General features: G+C 56.2%; 18 protein-coding genes. 6 read left to right on the top strand and 12 right to left on the bottom strand.

Annotation, left to right across the window (positions count from 1 at the left end; genetic code table 11):
* Positions 1-9 precede the first annotated feature (9 nt).
* From ACFPDR_RS00300 to ACFPDR_RS00285, 4 genes are all read right to left on the bottom strand, one after another.
* The gene (locus tag ACFPDR_RS00300; protein ID WP_060185515.1) at positions 10-1,470 is read right to left on the bottom strand and encodes an aldehyde dehydrogenase family protein; all 1,461 of its coding nucleotides are present in this window, start codon (positions 1,468-1,470) and stop codon (positions 10-12) included.
* A 60-nt stretch (positions 1,471-1,530) separates the two neighbouring features.
* The gene (locus ACFPDR_RS00295; protein ID WP_026483533.1) at positions 1,531-2,265 is read right to left on the bottom strand and encodes a TenA family transcriptional regulator; all 735 of its coding nucleotides are present in this window, start codon (positions 2,263-2,265) and stop codon (positions 1,531-1,533) included.
* A 123-nt stretch (positions 2,266-2,388) separates the two neighbouring features.
* Positions 2,389-3,861 (bottom strand): gamma-glutamyltransferase family protein, encoded by a 1,473-nt coding sequence (locus ACFPDR_RS00290; RefSeq protein WP_376910155.1) that lies wholly within the window; start codon positions 3,859-3,861, stop codon positions 2,389-2,391.
* Positions 3,862-3,866: 5 nt separating this feature from the next.
* On the bottom strand, positions 3,867-5,384 hold the full coding sequence (locus ACFPDR_RS00285) for a hypothetical protein (protein WP_009461936.1): 1,518 nt from the start codon (positions 5,382-5,384) through the stop codon (positions 3,867-3,869).
* A 169-nt stretch (positions 5,385-5,553) separates the two neighbouring features.
* Here ACFPDR_RS00285 and ACFPDR_RS00280 point away from each other — a divergent pair, with 169 nt between their 5' ends.
* Entirely contained in the window at positions 5,554-6,288 is a 735-nt protein-coding gene (locus ACFPDR_RS00280; RefSeq protein ID WP_035269638.1) for a sulfite exporter TauE/SafE family protein, read from the top strand.
* Positions 6,289-6,388: 100 nt separating this feature from the next.
* Positions 6,389-7,096, top strand: a complete 708-nt coding sequence (locus ACFPDR_RS00275) for a GntR family transcriptional regulator (protein ID WP_009461948.1) — start codon at positions 6,389-6,391, stop codon at positions 7,094-7,096.
* Here ACFPDR_RS00275 and ACFPDR_RS00270 read toward each other — a convergent pair whose 3' ends face one another.
* From ACFPDR_RS00270 to ACFPDR_RS00255, 4 genes are all read right to left on the bottom strand, one after another.
* Positions 7,097-7,687, bottom strand: a complete 591-nt coding sequence (locus ACFPDR_RS00270; protein ID WP_009461950.1) for a TetR/AcrR family transcriptional regulator — start codon at positions 7,685-7,687, stop codon at positions 7,097-7,099.
* A 63-nt stretch (positions 7,688-7,750) separates the two neighbouring features.
* Entirely contained in the window at positions 7,751-8,986 is a 1,236-nt protein-coding gene (locus ACFPDR_RS00265) for a multidrug effflux MFS transporter (protein ID WP_115634605.1), read from the bottom strand.
* A 183-nt stretch (positions 8,987-9,169) separates the two neighbouring features.
* Positions 9,170-9,718 carry a ferritin-like domain-containing protein gene (locus ACFPDR_RS00260; RefSeq protein WP_009461955.1) on the bottom strand — a complete coding sequence of 183 codons (549 nt, stop codon included), beginning with the start codon at positions 9,716-9,718 and terminating at the stop codon, positions 9,170-9,172.
* A complete protein-coding gene (locus ACFPDR_RS00255; RefSeq protein WP_376910153.1) occupies positions 9,711-10,160 on the bottom strand; it encodes a hypothetical protein in 450 nt (149 codons plus the stop codon). Before ACFPDR_RS00255 ends, ACFPDR_RS00260 begins: the two co-directional genes overlap by 8 nt.
* 79 nt (positions 10,161-10,239) lie before the next feature.
* On the opposite strand from ACFPDR_RS00255, the gene ACFPDR_RS00250 reads away from it, so the two are divergent.
* Both ACFPDR_RS00250 and ACFPDR_RS00245 read left to right on the top strand, forming a co-directional pair.
* Positions 10,240-10,773 (top strand): Chromate resistance protein ChrB, encoded by a 534-nt coding sequence (locus ACFPDR_RS00250; RefSeq protein ID WP_080747983.1) that lies wholly within the window; start codon positions 10,240-10,242, stop codon positions 10,771-10,773.
* Positions 10,733-11,983, top strand: a complete 1,251-nt coding sequence (locus ACFPDR_RS00245) for an MFS transporter (protein ID WP_239054886.1) — start codon at positions 10,733-10,735, stop codon at positions 11,981-11,983. Before ACFPDR_RS00250 ends, ACFPDR_RS00245 begins: the two co-directional genes overlap by 41 nt.
* Positions 11,984-12,023: 40 nt before the next feature.
* On the opposite strand, the gene ACFPDR_RS00240 is transcribed toward ACFPDR_RS00245, so the two are convergent.
* From ACFPDR_RS00240 to ACFPDR_RS00225, 4 genes are read right to left on the bottom strand one after another with little or no spacing between them, the layout of a single operon-like run.
* Complete coding sequence (locus tag ACFPDR_RS00240; protein ID WP_172400387.1) at positions 12,024-12,410, bottom strand: RidA family protein; 387 nt, start codon at positions 12,408-12,410, stop codon at positions 12,024-12,026.
* A gap of 57 nt (positions 12,411-12,467) precedes the next feature.
* Positions 12,468-13,442, bottom strand: a complete 975-nt coding sequence (locus ACFPDR_RS00235; protein WP_251196719.1) for a Bug family tripartite tricarboxylate transporter substrate binding protein — start codon at positions 13,440-13,442, stop codon at positions 12,468-12,470.
* Positions 13,443-13,453: 11 nt separating this feature from the next.
* A complete protein-coding gene (locus ACFPDR_RS00230) occupies positions 13,454-14,371 on the bottom strand; it encodes a fumarylacetoacetate hydrolase family protein (RefSeq protein ID WP_083055022.1) in 918 nt (305 codons plus the stop codon).
* 14 nt (positions 14,372-14,385) lie between these two features.
* Positions 14,386-15,045 (bottom strand): GntR family transcriptional regulator, encoded by a 660-nt coding sequence (locus tag ACFPDR_RS00225; RefSeq protein WP_009461966.1) that lies wholly within the window; start codon positions 15,043-15,045, stop codon positions 14,386-14,388.
* Between the two features lie 159 nt (positions 15,046-15,204).
* Between ACFPDR_RS00225 and ACFPDR_RS00220 the strand changes: the two genes are divergently transcribed.
* Complete coding sequence (locus ACFPDR_RS00220) at positions 15,205-15,705, top strand: sigma-70 family RNA polymerase sigma factor (RefSeq protein ID WP_083055026.1); 501 nt, start codon at positions 15,205-15,207, stop codon at positions 15,703-15,705.
* 20 nt (positions 15,706-15,725) lie between these two features.
* Positions 15,726-16,667: a FecR domain-containing protein gene (locus tag ACFPDR_RS00215; protein ID WP_374697601.1), complete on the top strand. Its 942-nt coding sequence runs from the start codon at positions 15,726-15,728 to the stop codon at positions 16,665-16,667.
* The last annotated feature ends 63 nt before the right edge of the window (positions 16,668-16,730 follow it).

The raw sequence follows: 16,730 nt of genomic DNA, 5'->3' as shown, positions 1-16,730 counted from the left end.
TAATAAAATTCAGATACCGCGATACACGGTCTTGATCTGGGTATAGAACTCCAGGCCCGCCCGGCCCGACTCGCGGAAGGTGGAGGTGCTGGACTGTTTCAGTCCACCAAAGGGAGCATTGATCAAGTTGCCGGTTGTGGTGCGATTGATCTTGACCGTCCCGGCCTCAATGTCATTGGCGAAGCGATGCGCATAGTCAGCACTGCGCGTCACAATGGCGGCCGACAAGCCGTATTCGGTGTCATTGGCCATGGCCAGTGCCTGCTCGTAGGAATCGATTTCCAGCAAGGCAATCACCGGACCAAAAATCTCTTCGCGGGCAATACGCATTTGCTGGGTCACGTCTGTGAACAAAGCCGGACGCATGAACAGGCCCCGTGCGTAGTCACCTTCAGTCAAACGTTCGCCGCCCAGTAAATGGGTGGCTTCCTGCTTGCCGATGGCCACATATTCCAGAATGCTTTCCAACTGGCTTTCGGTGGCAATCGGGCCCAGATCGGGGTTGCCATTCAAACCATTACCCACGGTCAAAGCGCTGACTTTCTCTACCAGGCGCCGCGTGAATTCTTCTTTGACCTGACGATGCACCAGCACACGGCTGGTTCCCGTGCAGGCCTGGCCGCTCAAGGAGAATCCGCCTTGAACCACCAGTTTGACGGCCAGATCCAGATCGGCGTCTTCCATGACAATCAAGGGATTTTTGCCACCCAGCTCCATTTGAGTCCGGGTGCTCATGCGTGCCTGACGACAAATGTCTTCACCCGCCTGGGTCGACCCAGTAAACGAAATAGCGCGTACCTGAGGAGATTGCACCAGCGTGGGCCCCACTTCACTGGCCCTACCATGCACCAGATTCAGCACACCCGCCGGAATCCCGGCTTGCGCAAAGGCTTCGCACAGGTAATAGCCCGTCAAAGGTGTGTCGGACGAAGGCTTGAACACGACGGTATTACCGGTGATCAAGGCGGGGGCAATTTTGCGTGCCGGGATGGAGATAGGGAAATTCCAGGGCGCAATCACGGACACCACGCCCAATGGTTCACGCTGGGTGTACACCAGTTGCTGCGCATCATCCTGGGGGAAGGTCTCGCCGGTATAGGTCTGGCCTTCAACCGCATAAAAACGCAGGGTCTGGGCCGAGCGCCCGACTTCCATCTTGCTTTGCGCCAGCGTTTTGCCCTCTTCTCGCGTCAGGCCCTGAGCGATACGGTCCACATTGGCATCAAGCCAGGCTGCCGCCGCATTCAGCACACGAGCCCGAGCGGAGATGGGCGTGGCTCGCCAGCCTGCAAAGGCAGCCTGAGCAGCTGCAACGGCTGCCTTTGCGTCCTCAGCCGTGGACAGTGGGAAAGCCCCCACTACATCGTCACGATCGGCCGGATTCAGATTGGGCTGCGTACGCCCGCTCTGGCTGGGCAGCCACTGCCCATCAATGTAATTGTCGAAAACGACGTCCTTGAGATTGTCCACCGCTGTACTTCCTTGTTTCTAGGTCGGCGGGCAGCCCATCTGCCCGCTCGGCTGTCTGGCTCAGGCTGCTTCCAGCTGCAGTTCTTGCAGGCTGATTTCGTCTTTGACGTAATCGTTGTACAGGGCGGTGGTATACAGTAGACGCATCTCGGCACCAATTTCGCAGATGCGCAGGCAACGCTGTTGCAGCTCTACGGTATTGGCGTGCTCAAGAACGATCTGGTAGCCGCGCTCGCCATGAATCTCGTCGGACACGATATGCAGATCGAAAAATTCCACTTCTTCATCGGTGAAGCCGTATTTTTCACGCAGGGTTGGTGTCTGCTTGCGGTAAATGGAGGGCACCTGAGACTCCAGGCCCACGACTAGCCCTGCAACGGCAACAACGGGGTCTTCACGCATGGCAATGGCGTAACACCAGGCCTGCAAGGCGCGGGTGGTGGCATTCATATTGTCAGGATCTTCGATCCGAGCCCGTGTCGTGCCACACGCTTCGCCAAAGCGGATCAACAGGTCTGTGTGACGGTCGCCCCCAATTTCCTCTTCATACATATTGGCCAGCAAGAAGTCTTTGGCTTCTACGTATTCGGCGGGGGTGCGGGCATACAGATAGCCCAGGTAATCAGCAAAAGGGCCGACATAGTGGTAGTGGTTTTCAGCCCAGCGAGCCAGATGCTCACGGCTTAATTTGCCGCTGGCCCAGGCAATGCTGAAAGGGGAAGTATTGGCACTTTTCCCTTTAATGGCGGTTTCCAATGCGGTGCGAAATTCATCGCGATTCAGCAGTTTTTCCATGACTGTTTCCTTGTTGAAAGACGTCGCCCTGACAGCAGCCGACGAAAGATGAGGTTTGGACTATTTAAGTATATTGTATACCGTCCACTATTTTAGAAAGTAGGGAATAACCCTGCCCGATTATCAGGCCAGCGCCACGCAACCATCCTTACGAGGGTCAGAAACAGCCTGCAAACGGCCGTCTGCCAAGCGCTCAACCGCCTGAGCCCCGCCAAAGTCGCTGCGGCCAGCCAGTTCGCCTACGCCTTTATCGGGTGACACATACCCGTATTCACGCAGGAAGGCCGCCCGACTTGCATCAAAGCCGTCTTCCAGGGCCAGCCGCCCAGCCCCCTCCAAACGCCAGCGCGGTGCAAACAAGGCTTTCTCCAAAGGCCAGCCATCACGCAGAACACGGGTCCATATCTGTATCTGGCCTTGGGGTTGCATCAAACCACCCACCACACCCAACCCCATATGGAACTGACCCGACTTCAAGGCCAAAGACGGAACAACCGTGTGATAAGGGCGTTTTCCCGGCCCAGGGCCATTCACATGCCCAGGCTCGGAGAAACCGAAACCCCGGTTTTGCAGCACAAATCCACAGCCGGGTACGGCATACGCAGAGCCGAATCGTTTAAAAATGCTGGACATGAACGTAACCGCCAACCCGTCTGCATCGACCACAACCGTGCAGACCGTATTGCCTGCCGGATCACACACGACCCGTGAAGCCTGAGCCATCGCCGCTTCGGTCGCCTTGACCAGCTCCAGCTCCGCCGCATCCTGGTCAACCGGGCGTTTCCAGGCGCGTTGCACGGCGTCCAGGACTGCCACCCCATGCGTGTTGGGGGGACATTCATAAAGACTGAACTCTCCCAGCGATGCGCTGACAGGCTCGCAAAAAAACCCTTTATGGCGGCGAAAATCCTCAGCCCTCAACAGCCCCTGTACCTGCTCCATTGCCTGCTCTGCCTGCTGCGCGGGACGCCCCAGATAGAAGGCATCGGGGCCTTGCGTGGCGATGTCCTGCAAGACAGCTGCCAGTTCAGGGTTCAGGTATTGCTCCCCCGCCTTGGGAGGCTTGCCCGCCCTATACAGGGCGGCACACACGGGATCGCGGTGCAGTACAAAATCAAAAATTTGCCATTCACGCGCCGCCACCGGCGCTACCGCAAACCCTTTCCGCGCTGCCTGAATGGCAGGCTGAAACAAGCAGGCCCAGTCCAGACGGCCATAGCGCTGGTGCATATCCCACCACCCTCGCACCAGGCCAGGCGTGGTAATGGACAACACATGGCGCTCCGGAATCCGTCCCCCAGATAAAGCCTGAACATGCTCAGCCTTCAACAGCAGGGGCGCCGCTCCGCTGCCGTTATAAGCCACTGGCATACTGTCGGGCGATGCAATCATGGCCAACAGATCGCCACCAATGCCTGTCGCCATAGGTTCGACAACCCCCATGACAGCATCGGCAGCAATAGCCGCATCCACTGCACTACCCTTGAGTTCCAGCATGGCCTGCGCGGCCCGCACCGCCAAGGGGTGCCCGGCAGCAACGGCCCAATGTTTCCCCAAGCCCTGCTTTTCACCGGCGCGATAGGCTGTCGTACTCATATCGCTCATCCGAACACCAGCACAGCGCAAATTGTTGACAGGGCCATCCCCGCCAGCACAGGAACCGTCAGGGCTCGCACCAGATCCAGCACATGCACTCGGGCAAAGCCCGCCACGGCAATCAATGAAGACCAGGCAATCAAAGTGCCACCGCCCGTCCAGATAGCACCGATCTGTCCTACCGCAGCCAAGGTTTCAACCTCCAGCCCGGATACCGGGCTCAAGGCCGAGGCCAGGGTCCCTGTCAATGGCAGGCCCGAGAAGCCCGAGCCATCAATGCCCGAGATCATGCCTACCAACAGAACACCAAAAGCCACCAGAAAATGATTGTCTGGAATCAGATGCTGCCCCGCCGAGATCAGCTCGAACAGCAGACTGGGTGTTTGTTCCAGTGGGGTGCCCAAAATAGCAGACGTTGCTTCACTGGCGCCCAGGAAGAAGAAACCGGCGATGGGCAGCACCGAACCCATGGCGCGAAAGGCGAATACAAAACCATCGGTCATATGGTCCGGGCAGGTGTCCAGCATGCGGCGCGGCCCTTCTGCCATACAGGTGGCAATCATCATCAACACAAAGGCCACGCCCCCTACCAAACCGGCGGCGTCGCCACCCCGCAGGACAGGCAAGGACGGGATAAAGCGGGGCAACAGCATGATGCCAATCACCGCCAGAAACGCCAGTGGCGTAATCCAGGCCAGAATGCGCGAATAGCGCTCTTCCTTGGGGCTCAGGCCGGGATGCACCGTGTGTTCATTACCCGCCGTGCCACGAGCAATCTCGGCCTTGTCATACGTGCCTTGGGATTCCACTTCATCCAGGGTGCTATCCGGCGCCTGGCGCATCCAGGCATCCAGCAAACGGCTATCTGCCGGTTTGAAATAGCGGCGCATCAACAAAAATGTCAACGTCAACGCAACGCCACCGGTAATCCAGGAAAGCACCAGCGCACGATCCGCCAGCACGGCAACATCGGCTCCGACACCGGCTGCCTTGGCGCTGATGCCAGGAGCAACGCCAATGATGTAGTCGGACGATAGCGCCATGCCCTGCCCACAGATGGCGATAGCCATCGCCCCGACCAGGGGAGGCAAGCCAGCCGCAATCGCCGCCGGCAGCAAAATGGCCGACACCAGAGGTACAGCGGGTGTGGGCCAGAAGAACAGGGAAATAAAGTAGGTAGCCGCCGCAATCATCAGAAAGGACGAGGCACTATTGACCATGACCTTGCGGAAGGGGGCCACCATCTTCACATCGGCCTCCAGCCTCTTTAACGAGTTCAGCAGGGCAGTCATGAACGTGATTACCAGGAAAATATTGAACAGTTCCTGGGCCGCCACAAAGCTGGCTGAAAAAATACTGATGAAGCCTTGGATAGGGCTGCCAGTCATGGCGGTGACGACCGCCAAGGTGCCAATAACCGATGGCACCACCACATTGGCCCGGAAAATCATCGTAATGATGATGACCAGAACGCTGATCAAATAAGCCCAGTGCGCCGCACTGAGCACCACGTCGCTTTGCATGTATCCCCCTTCCTTCTCTTTTTTCTGAATATCGAGCACATCTGAAACGGTATACTATCTTCAATTGTGATTTCGAATCAGAAAAAACTATCAAAAACTGGGGAAAACTCTAAGAGTTTTATGTTTGAAACACTTAGATTGAATACCTTATACAAATGAAGAGGAAACTATGGCGGCTTTGATTGATCTGGTGGACCCGCTCTCCTGGCTGCTCATGGCCTTGCTGGTTGTGTTGGCCGCCTTTTTGCAAGGCGTTGGCGGAGTTGGGTTTGCAATGCTGGTCGCGCCGATTGCCGCCTTGATATTTCCGCAGTTGGTTCCAGGCCCTCTACTGGCCTTGGGTGGCAGCGTCTCTTTGCTGGCGGCCTTGCGAGAGCGTCAACATATCGTGCCCGATGTGGTTGTCTGTGCACTGGGTGGCCGTGCCACCGGATCGATCATTGCCATACTGGCCATGACACAACTACCCATAGAGGCGGTGAATCTGGGTTTTGCCCTGGCCATTCTGGCCGCAGTCGCACTGAGTGCCTGGGGCTTGCGCATCCTGCCTTCCAAACGAAACATGATCCTGGCGGGCATTGCCTCGGGCATCATGGGAACCCTGACCTCGGTAGGCGCTCCCGCTCTGGCAATTGCCATGCAAAACCTGGCTCCTGCACAGCTACGCGCCTCATTGGGTCTTATTCTGTTTTTAGGGGCAAGCCTGTCCTTGATCCTGCTTATGGTGGCTGGCCTGTTCTCCTGGCAACAGGCAATGCTCAGCATTGTGCTCTACCCCTTCATGCTGCTGGGCTTCGCCTTATCAGGACGATGGCGTCATAAAGTCAGCATGCCGCTAATGCGTAGACTGCTATTGGGGATTTGTTCGCTAAGCGCCGTGGTCTTGATCGCCCGCAGCGTGTGATGAGGATGCTTAGGCCGCAAACTGTATACCATATTCAGAAAAATGCGCTCACACCGTATAATCGTGGCTGGCCCTTTTGCCCAATTGCACAGGTCGCACCATGAATATCCCCAGTTTCAGCCTTCCCAACACCCTTTCCGGCGCGGAAAGCCGTCGCTTGGGCGATCAACATGCGTCATTGTTTGCGGTTATCCGTGACCAATTGCGCGAGCGCATCTTGAGCGGAGAATTTCATCCGGGGGATCGCCTTGTAGAAGGTAAATTGGCTAGCGAACTGGGCGTCTCGCGTATTCCGGTACGGGAAGCCCTGCGCGAGCTGGCCTCAGAAGGTCTGGTCACGATCGAACCACGACGTGGGGCCTCAGTGGCTATCCTGTCGACCGAGATTGCCTACAACATGGCTGAAGTGCGCGCCACGCTCGAAGGATTGAATGCAAAACTGGCCGCCCAACGCCGGGACCCAGCCAATATCGAAAAGCTGCAAACCATTCTGAGCCAGGGCCATGAAGCCATGGATGCCGGCAATCTGGATTTGCTCAAATCCCTGAACCGCCAGTTTCATGAAACCCTGGCCACCATGTCGGGCAATATTGTTCTGACCGAGCTCATGCGCTCCCTGCGTGACCGCACCGCCCTGTTATTTGCGCCCAGTAATTTGCAGCGCATCCGCCAAAACTGGGAAGATCACTCCCAGATCCTCAATGCGGTTGTGGCCGGTAATGGTGATCTGGCCAACCTGCTGGCCACCCAACACGTGCACAATGCAGCCAAAGCCTATCAGGACGCCCAGAACGGCGAGAAAACCTGATCAGGCCGGGCGGCCTGCTCTCAAGGCCGCCTCAAATACCCTCCAGACCGATGCCAGACGCCGCTGGTATTTGTGCGCACCACCAAACAAAAGCTCGCTTTGCAGACTGTCGATCAAGGCCATGTACGTCATGGCCAGGGTCTCCACGCTCAAACCTGTTTCCGATTTGGCCAAAGCGGACTGTGCCAAGGCTTGATGGATGATGCGTTCCAGATCGTCCATGAACACATGCATGGGCTGCATCACCACATCGTACAAATGCACAGGCGGCGCAAACAAGGTGCGAATCCAGAAACGCACTTGATGTGATTGCTCAAAGCGCTCCTGTATCCCTTCCAGGTACGCTCGCAACTGCTCCTTGATGTCATCGCCTCCCTGCAGAACTTGACGGGCGTGGTTCAGCTCATCTTCCACAATCTTCGGAATCAGGTTCAGAAACAGCTCGTCCTTGTTGCGGAAATGGGCGTAGACCGAGGGCTTCTTGATGCCGACATCAGCGGCAATCTCGTTCATGGTGGTGGCATCGAAGCCCTGAACAGCAAAGCGCGCCAACGCGGCATCCTGCAGTTTTTCAGTCGTGGTTTTGCTCACAGTCCAACAGCTCTCAGTCAAAGGCCAATGATCAGGGCCGCTTTCGCGGCCCGCAGCAACTGCCTATTTTACAACCCCCAGCTCACTGACTGATCGGGTCACCGTGCGGCAACGGCCAGCCAGAACATACAGAACAATAGCCAACAGACCGCAGCCACCAATTGCCACAGGCAAAACCTGCGGCCCAGGCACAGCCAGACTGACGATATAGCCCACCACCGCCGAAATCAAGTAATGGAACATGCCCATCAAGGCTGCAGCCGTCCCAGCCTGTGGGCCAGCCACATCCATGGTCAAGGCCGTCACATTGCCAAACACCATGCCTAAAGAGCCCACCGAAACAGCAATCAAGGCGGCATACAGAATCAGGCCCGCCACATCAGCTTGCACCACCGCATACAGGAGCAGAGCCGAGGCCGTATGGACAATCAGTCCCAAAGCCAGCACCCGAGAGGTGGGCATCCCGGCCTTCAACAAATAATTGCTGACGACCCCACCCAGAACCAGCGCCACCGAGTTACCGGCAAACACATAGCTGAATACGGCGGGCGACAAGGAAAAATGCTGCGTGAACACAAAAGCCGAGCCGCTGATGTAGACAAACAAGGCGGCCAGTGCGAAACCACCGGAGCCGGTATATGCCATGAAAGCCTTGTTACCCAGCTCGCGACCGTAGGCGCGAACAATATGACCGGGGTTCAAAGGCACACGCTGGCTCACGGGCAGCGAATCCGGTATGGCTTTAAGTCCCCAGAGCAGCCCCATCGTCCCTAATGCCGCCAGCATCCAGAAAATGGCACGCCAGTCTGCATGGCTCAACAGGTAGGCACCCAGAATGGGGGCCACAATCGGTGCAATCATCATCACCTGCATCAGCAGGGAAAAGATGCTTGCCGACTCTTTTACATCGCACAAGTCCGCCACAATGGCACGCGGTGTGACCAAGCCCGCTGCGGCGCCTAACGCCTGGATAAAACGCGCCGCCAACAAGGCTTCAACCGATGTGGCCAAAGCGCCAAAAACCGAGCCCACCACAAAAATAACCACGCCCAGCAGCAAGGGCACTCGACGCCCGAAGCGATCCAGCAAAGGGCCGTAAATACCTTGGCCCAAGGCCAGGCCTGCCAGAAACACCGACAAGGTTTGCTGAATCCGGCCGGGGGAAGCCCCCAGCTCCTGCGCAATGGCAGGCATGCCCGGCAAATACATATCGATGGCCATGGCATCGAGGGCCGTCAATAAGGCCAGCAACAAGATCAAAGGCCAGGCCAGGCTTCTGGCACGTGACAGCTCGCTCATGTCACGCCCTCTACACTGCGGAAGAACAGAAATTCAAACACGCTCACACCCCCGTATATAGCGATGTCAATCAAAGCTACCTACCGATAGGTAGGAAAGCCGCTACTGTACTCCTTTTCAGAATTCAGGCAGAAAAAAACCCCGGAAAATACCGGGGTTTTGGTGGGCACCTGCGCCAATTACTTAGATATCCAGCAGATCGCCCATATCGTCGGCGTGCTCTTCTTCCACCGCCATGATTTCAACCAGCATCTGGCGAGTGGTCGGGTCGGTGTCGCCAATGCGCTCGATCATCTGACGATAGGACTCGATCGCAATACGCTCGGCAATCAGGTTGGCGCGAATCATGGATTTGATATCGTCGCTATCGTCGTACTCTGCATGGCTACGCTGGACCAGATTGGCCGGGTTGAAATCCGGCTCGCCGTTCAATTGCACAATACGTTCGGCAATGCGGTCGGCATGCTCGGCTTCTTGCTGGGCATGTTCCAGAAACTCGGCTTTGATAGGCTCATTGTTCAAGCCGGTAGCGGTGAAGTAATGGCGCTTGTAGCGCATCACACAGACCAGCTCGGTGGCCAGGGCCTCATTGAGCATCTGAATGATTTCTTCACGATTACCCTTGTAGCCGGATGCCACCGCCCCGTCGTCCACAAACTTCTTGGCAGCTGCACGGATAGCGGCAACATCGATTGGACCTTGGCTTGCTTGGACTGCTTTCTGCTTACTCATTGCATTCCTCCGTATTGATTCCCACCGCGAAAGTGCGGCGCTGTATCGCGCAACAACCGGAAACGAACACACTGACCTCATAACCAACAAGAGCTTGTCCAAGGACAAGCGCTTTACCTAAACCTGGGCTTGAAGTCTGCACGCTGCTTGTGGTTGAGACCGGTCGTGCAAGAAACTGAACAAAGTGGATAGGTGTTGTCATGGTAGCGATTGCTCCTTGGCTTGGAAAGCGCAAAACGGCTGTTTTCCTTCCTTGGAAGGTGGCTGTTTTCGGATAGAAAACCGGGAAATCCCTTAAGTGAAAGTCGCCAGAACTCATGACACATGCGGCTTGGGGGAAGAAATTGTTACCGGCAATCGCGACCCGAAAATGGCCTGATTCTGTACAAGCCGGGATACAAGACCAAACACTTGGATACATACCCTCGGTTTCGAACGACATTTTCAGTTCTTCTTTTCAGAATCATATAGTTCGATTAATATGAAACGATCGTTACTTTAAATCCACGATCATGACTTCAATGAGCTGGCTGCTTCTTACCTATAAGGTCCCCTCTGAACCCAGTGCAAAACGGCTGGCCTTATGGCGGCGCCTGAAAGCGCTGGGTGCGGTGTATCTGCAAAACGGGGTATGTGTTCTGCCTAAAACCGACGAGCATGTGCGCCGTCTGAAGGTGCTGGAAAACGACATCACGACCATGGAAGGTGAATGCGTCTTGCTGGAGACCATTGCTCTGGACAAGGCACAAGAGGACAAAGTCATCGCCCGTTTTACGGACGACCGCAACGAGCAATACCAGGAGCTGCTGGGCCGTTGCAAAGACTTCGAGGCCGAAATCGACAAGGAAATTTCGATTCAGAAATTCACCTACGCCGAACTGGATGAAGAAGAAACCGATCTGAAGAAGCTGGAAAACTGGTACGAGAAAATCCAGAAACTGGATTTTTATGGCGCCCCCCTGGCACAGGTTGCTCAAGAGCGCCTGCAAGAGTGCAAGGCACGGCTGGATGCGTATGCCCAAATGGTCTATGACGCTCATGAAGAAAACCGCTAATCCCGCGCTTACCCCGACGGCCGACGCCTCCCGTGCCAAAATCCACCGCAGCGTCTGGGCACTGGGCTTTGTGTCCATGTTCATGGATATTTCCTCGGAGCTGATCCACGCCCTGCTGCCCATTTATATGGTCACCGTCATGGGTACATCGGTACTGGCGGTCGGTTTTATTGAAGGCATTGCCGAGGCCACCGCCTCCATCATGAAAGTGTTTTCCGGAGCGGTCAGCGACCGTTTTGGAAAGCGCAAACTGCTGGCAGTAATTGGCTATGGCCTGGCCGCCCTGACCAAACCCATTTTTCCACTGGCGAACTCGCTGGACTGGCTGGTCGGTGCCCGCTTTGTAGACCGCATCGGCAAAGGCATACGCGGTGCGCCGCGTGATGCTTTGGTCGCCGATGTCACCCCGCCGGAAATGCGAGGTGCCGCCTACGGCTTGCGGCAAACGCTGGATACCATTGGCGCCTTTGTAGGGCCCCTGCTGGCCATCGCCCTGATGTGGTGGACAGCAAACAACTATCAGTTGATCTTCTGGGTTGCCGTGCTGCCTGCCTTTGCGGCCATCGCCGTTCTGGTGTTCTTTGTACGCGAACCGAAAATCCCGGCCACCACCCGCCCCCGCAAACTGCCTCTGAACCGGGAAGACCTGGGCCGCCTGGGTTCCCGCTACTGGTGGGTTGTCGCAATTGGCCTGGCTTTTACCCTGGCCCGTTTCAGCGAAGCCTTTCTGATCTTGCGCGGTGAATCCAGCGGACTGCCGCCCATGTGGGCCCCTGCCGTGCTGGTCGTCATGAGCGTGGCTTTTTCCCTGTCCGCCTACCCTGCCGGTGTGCTGTCAGATCGTATGCGTAAAACTGACCTGCTCCTGATCGGTGTGGCCCTGCTGATTGCAGCGGACCTGATCCTGGCTTTCGTGCCCGGCTTGCTGGGTCTGGGTCTGGGCGTTGCCTTGTGGGGCCTGCATATGGGCTTTACCCAGGGCCTGTTCAACGTCTTGATCGCTGACAGCGCCCCCGCCGAACTGCGCGGCACCGCCTTTGGCATGTTCCACCTGCTAACCGGTATCGCTCTGCTGCTGGCCAGCGTCATTGCCGGCGTGCTCTGGGACACCATAGGTTTCCAAGGCACCTTTGCCGCTGGTGCAATCTTTGCGGTTTTAACTGGCCTAGGTTTGATTACCTTGCGACGTTCCGCTCAAGGAGCGTTCTGAAACAAAAAGGCCGACTTCATGTCGGCCTTTTTTCATTTCATCATTCCGCGACGGCGGCGATGCATTCAATTTCCAGCAGGAACAAGGGGTTCCCCATATCCGCCGCAATCGTGGTGCGGGCCGGGTATTCGCCGTCCTTGAAGTAAGTACGATAGATCTCGTTCATGCGGGCAAAGTCACCAGCGTTCTTCAGAATCACATTGGCTTTGACGATATGGTCCAGGGTGGAGCCCGCCTCTTCCAGCAGCGCTTTCACATTGGCCATGACCTGGTGCATCTGTGCGTCGAAGTCGTTTTCAGCGATCTGGCGATCATCAAAAAAACCTGGCTGGCCCGACACAAACACAAAGCCATTGGATCGCACAGCAGGCGACAAGGGGGCACGAGGGGGAGTCACTTTGTCGGAACGGATAATTTCTTTGATCATATTCATCTCCTGATTAGTAGCTTGAGCTCTCTGGGCTCTTTCGTATTCGTTAAGGGTTTACTGCACGCTGGCGCCGGAGGCTTTTACCACTTTGGCGGCCATTTCCATTTCAGACTTCAGATACTCGGCAAACTCGGCCGACGTCGTACCCGCAGGTTCCAGTCCTTGGGCCAACAAGCGTTCGCGAATTTCGGGCAGGTTCACAATACGGACAAATTCAGCACTGAGCTTCTCCACAATCGGTGCTGGGGTACCAGAAGGCACTATCACGCCATACCAGGAGTTGGAGTTCATATTGTCCACGCCTGCTTCTTTGAAAGTAGGCACGTCGGGGATAGATTCCAGACGAGTATCGTTCGCCAAAGCAATTGCACGCAGCTTGCCGGATTTCACGTGGGGCAAAACATCAGGCGTGTTAGCAAACATCATGTCTACATGACCGCCCAGCAAATCGTTCAACGCTGGAGCCTGGCCTTTGTACGGAATATGCAGCACATCAATCTTGGCTTCTGCTTTCAAGCGTTCAATGGCAATATGCGGCGATGTACCTGCACCAAAGGACGCAAAGGACAGCTCGCCCGGTTTGGATTTCGCTGTAGCAATGACATCCGCCAGGCTCTTGACCGGCACATCCGGATTCGCCACCAGCAGGTGCGGTGTGTAGGCCACCCAGCTAACCGGCGTAAAGTCCTTCACCGTGTCGTAACGCAGGTTGTCGTACAGGCTGGGATTGATGGCAAAACTGTTCGCCACCATCCCCAGGGTGTAGCCATCCGGCGCGGCGCGGGCCACGATTTCCGTACCAATCACCGTACCGGCACCGGGCTTGTTGTCGATGATGACGGGCTGTTTGAAGTCATCCGACATTTTCTGCGCCAGACTGCGGGTCAGATTATCCAGTGTGCCGCCCGCCGGGAACGGAACAATGATGGTGATGGGTTTGGTGGGATATTCCTGTGCCGTCGCAAGCGAGGGCACAGCCGTTAAAGCGCTTAATACAGCCACGCCTGACAGGATTAATTTAAAGCGCATAGTCGTCAACCTTACTCAATAGTAGTGACCAGCTCGCCTATAGCGGGGATACGAGCTTTGATGACATCGCCTGGTTCCAAAGAGCGTGGAGGCTGCATGGCAAAGCCAACCCCGGAGGGCGTGCCTGTTGCAATAATGTCCCCAGGCTCCAAGGTCATGCCCGCCGACAACTGGGCGATGATGTTGGGCACATCGAACAACATGTCCGACGTATTGGCCGATTGGCGCAGTTCGCCATTCACTTCCAATTCAAGATCCAGCGCGTTGGGGTCGGCAATGGAGGTCTTCAATGCCACTACCGGCCCAATCGGACAGGTGCCGTCCAGTGACTTGCCCTTGAACCACTGACCATGCAGCGCTTGCAGATCACGCGCCGTAATATCGTTGATCACCGTGTAGCCAAAGACATAGTCCAGCGCGTCTTCAACTGGAATGTCCCGGCCTTCCTTGCCAATCACAATGCCCAGCTCCACTTCATAATCCAGCATCTTGGTGTGAGCCGCATGGCGGCTGACCAGGGCCTGATGCCCCACCACCGTGGTGGGCGGTTTGCTGAAGAACTCCAGGGCTTTGGGGAAGTCATCCGCCGCACGACCACGTGCCAGATTGCCTTCCACGATATGGGCGCGGTAATTGCGCCCCACACAGAAAATGTTTTTGGCCGGATTCGGGACAGGAGCCAGAAAGCACAGATCTGAAGCAGCATGGACGGGAGCCTTGGCCTGGCTTGCCTGCTCCATCAAAAGCTGCAGGCTGATCAGGATCTCATCGCCCATAAAAATGGCGTCGATGACTTCAGTGGGAGCCTGCCGAGCACGTAAAGGATGCTCGTACATCCCCCAGGCCTGTGTCAGATCCACCACCCGATCATCGTCCAGCATGCCGCCCAAATGCGTTTCCCCTGCGGCTACAAAGGTCAGTAACTTCATGACAGCAAACCTCCTTATCGGATGTTGTTGGAACTGTTCAAGGTTTGCGTCAGCAGCCCTTGAACGTGCTCGCGCGCCAGACGATCTGCCAGCGCTGCATCCCGTTTTTCAATTGCGTCGATCATGGCCAGGTGCTCGGCCAAAGACTCGTGCGCACGTTTCAGGCGCTCGATGGTTTTGGTCTTGAGCATGTCGCGGTGCCCAAAGGACTTCCATACCTTCTCCAGCAAGCTATTTGCAGCCAGACGCATGATGGCCGCGTGGAATTCCACATTGGCTGCCGCATATTCGCTGACACGCTCTTCCACATTGTCTTGATTGAAGGGCGCAAACAGCGCGCGCAAGGCATCCACATCCCGCTGCGAGGCATTCAAGGCGGCTTCACGCGCCGCAAAGGCCTCCAGTTCAATGCGCAGCTTCAGCCACTCGATGTAGTCCTGCTTGGTCAAGGGCGAGAGCAAGGCGCCGCGACGAGGCTCCATGGTCAAAATACCTTCCTGCCCCAGACGCAGCAGTGCTTCCCGTACCGGCGTGCGGCTGACATTGAGCATCTTGGCCAGTTCTTCTTCCCGAACCCGCACGGGCTCATCAATGTTTTTCACCAGGCCAAGAACGTGAGCCCGCACCGACTCATACACCCCATCGCTGTGACTTGCTGTTTTGATCGTGGTCATTGTTTTCCTATTTTGCATTCATTTTTTATGGATTGTATACAAGAATTGATATTGGTACACATTGGTGTTTGTACGAACCAGGCATTGTTTGTGTGGGACATTGCGATCAATTATTGATAATGGTTATTATTAGCAACTGTCGTATATTTCCACCTGATCATGACCCAAAGCAGTCCGGACGCCTCGTTTGAAGGGCTCTACAGCCAGCACCAGTCTTGGCTGTGCGACTGGCTGCGTCGCAAAACCGGATGCCCGGAGGATGCGGCGGACCTGACCCACGACACTTACCTGAAAGTGCTCATGCGCCGTGACGATGTTCGCAGCTTTCGCGAACCTCGTGCTTATCTGGTCACCATCGCACACGGCCTGCTGGTCAATATGTTTCGTCGACGAGATATCGAGCGTGCCTATCTGCAAGCACTGGCTGCTCGCCAAGACGATTCTGCGCCGTCCCCGGAGCGTCGTGCCCTGGCCGTGGAAGCACTGGTCGAGATAGACAAACTACTTGACGGCCTGCCTCCCAAAGCCCGCCAGGCCTTTTTATTGCTGCAGCTAGAGGGGCTGAAACACGCACAGATCGCTGCACAGCTGCAAGTTTCTGTCAGTTCGGTTCGGCAGTACTTGGCCCTGGCTATTCGACATTGCCTGACATCGTGTTGAATCCACCGGATACGGGAAACTTGCCTGAAAAGGTCATCGCTACGGCCAGCGAATGGTTTGTGCGCTTGAGCGCGGAAGAGTGCACTCCCGCCGACCACCAAGCCTGGCAAGCATGGCTCGCCGCCAGCCCCTTGCATCAACATGCCTGGAAACGTATCGAATTACTGAATCAGCAATTTGGCCAGTTTGATCAGGCCGCTGGTTTCCATGCATTAAGCACACCGCTCTTTCGACGCCGACGTACCGTACTCAAGTCTTTTGCCTTTGTGCTGACCGCTGGTGCCAGTGCGGCATTGATTCAGCAGTTTCCCCTGCAGGTATGGACCGCTGATCAGCGCACGGCCGTTGGCCAGCGCCGGCAGACTACACTTGAAGATGGCAGCCAGCTAAGCCTGAACACGGATAGCGCTGTCGACATTTCCTATAACAATCAAATCCGTGAAATCAAGCTGCGCCGGGGAGAAATCCACATTGCAACGCACGCCGATCCTCACTTGCCAGCCAGATCATTGGTGGTCAGCACCCCAGCAGGGCGAATCGTGGCGTTGGGCACGCAGTTCTCTGTTTACTGGAGCGAAGACAGAGCCCATATTCATGTCAGTCAAGGCAGCGTCAGGCTGGAACCTGCGCTGGCCGCTAACTTGACCACGATCGTGCCCGCAGGCATGAGCTCCACACTGGACGCGCACCGAGCCAGCATCCCCACGGCTATGCCCACTCAACAACACGCCTGGCTAGATGGCATGCTCTATGCCGACAATATGCGCCTTGATGAATTGATAGCCGCCCTGGCCCGCTACCAGCCAGGCTTTCTTAGTTGTGATCCAGCCGTGGGCGCGCTGCGCATCTCTGGTGCCTACCCCTTAAGCGACATTGAGCGCAGCCTTAGTGCTATCGAACGAGTTTTACCAGTTCGAACAGAACGCCGCACGGCGTACTGGACGCGGATCATTGCACGTTAAGCACTAAAAATTGTCACTTTTCCAATCTCGTTTGGCATACAGGGTGAAGTAGTAAACCTCTTC

Origin of the sequence: Alcaligenes sp. GCM10023179 (assembly GCF_042653705.1) — a bacterium.
Lineage (GTDB): Bacteria > Pseudomonadota > Gammaproteobacteria > Burkholderiales > Burkholderiaceae_B > Alcaligenes > Alcaligenes phenolicus.
The sequence above is the reverse complement of the archived record's forward strand: the minus strand, read 5'-3'. Positions and strand labels throughout refer to the sequence as shown.

Bases quoted from the DNA above. Each gene is read 5' to 3' on its own strand.
- ACFPDR_RS00245 (WP_239054886.1), top strand. From the start codon at position 10,733: ATGCCCAAATGGTCTATGACGCTCATGAAGAAAACCGCTAATCCCGCG.
- ACFPDR_RS00285 (WP_009461936.1), bottom strand. From the start codon at position 5,384: ATGCAAAGCGACGTGGTGCTCAGTGCGGCGCACTGGGCTTATTTGATC.
- ACFPDR_RS00290 (WP_376910155.1), bottom strand. From the start codon at position 3,861: ATGAGTACGACAGCCTATCGCGCCGGTGAAAAGCAGGGCTTGGGGAAA.
- ACFPDR_RS00255 (WP_376910153.1), bottom strand. From the start codon at position 10,160: ATGTCGTTCGAAACCGAGGGTATGTATCCAAGTGTTTGGTCTTGTATC.
- ACFPDR_RS00230 (WP_083055022.1), bottom strand. From the start codon at position 14,371: ATGAAGTTACTGACCTTTGTAGCCGCAGGGGAAACGCATTTGGGCGGC.
- ACFPDR_RS00240 (WP_172400387.1), bottom strand. From the start codon at position 12,410: ATGATCAAAGAAATTATCCGTTCCGACAAAGTGACTCCCCCTCGTGCC.
- ACFPDR_RS00260 (WP_009461955.1), bottom strand. From the start codon at position 9,718: ATGAGTAAGCAGAAAGCAGTCCAAGCAAGCCAAGGTCCAATCGATGTT.
- ACFPDR_RS00235 (WP_251196719.1), bottom strand. From the start codon at position 13,442: ATGCGCTTTAAATTAATCCTGTCAGGCGTGGCTGTATTAAGCGCTTTA.
- ACFPDR_RS00295 (WP_026483533.1), bottom strand. From the start codon at position 2,265: ATGGAAAAACTGCTGAATCGCGATGAATTTCGCACCGCATTGGAAACC.
- ACFPDR_RS00275 (WP_009461948.1), top strand. From the start codon at position 6,389: ATGAATATCCCCAGTTTCAGCCTTCCCAACACCCTTTCCGGCGCGGAA.
- ACFPDR_RS00250 (WP_080747983.1), top strand. From the start codon at position 10,240: ATGAGCTGGCTGCTTCTTACCTATAAGGTCCCCTCTGAACCCAGTGCA.
- ACFPDR_RS00280 (WP_035269638.1), top strand. From the start codon at position 5,554: ATGGCGGCTTTGATTGATCTGGTGGACCCGCTCTCCTGGCTGCTCATG.
- ACFPDR_RS00265 (WP_115634605.1), bottom strand. From the start codon at position 8,986: ATGAGCGAGCTGTCACGTGCCAGAAGCCTGGCCTGGCCTTTGATCTTG.
- ACFPDR_RS00225 (WP_009461966.1), bottom strand. From the start codon at position 15,045: ATGACCACGATCAAAACAGCAAGTCACAGCGATGGGGTGTATGAGTCG.
- ACFPDR_RS00220 (WP_083055026.1), top strand. From the start codon at position 15,205: ATGACCCAAAGCAGTCCGGACGCCTCGTTTGAAGGGCTCTACAGCCAG.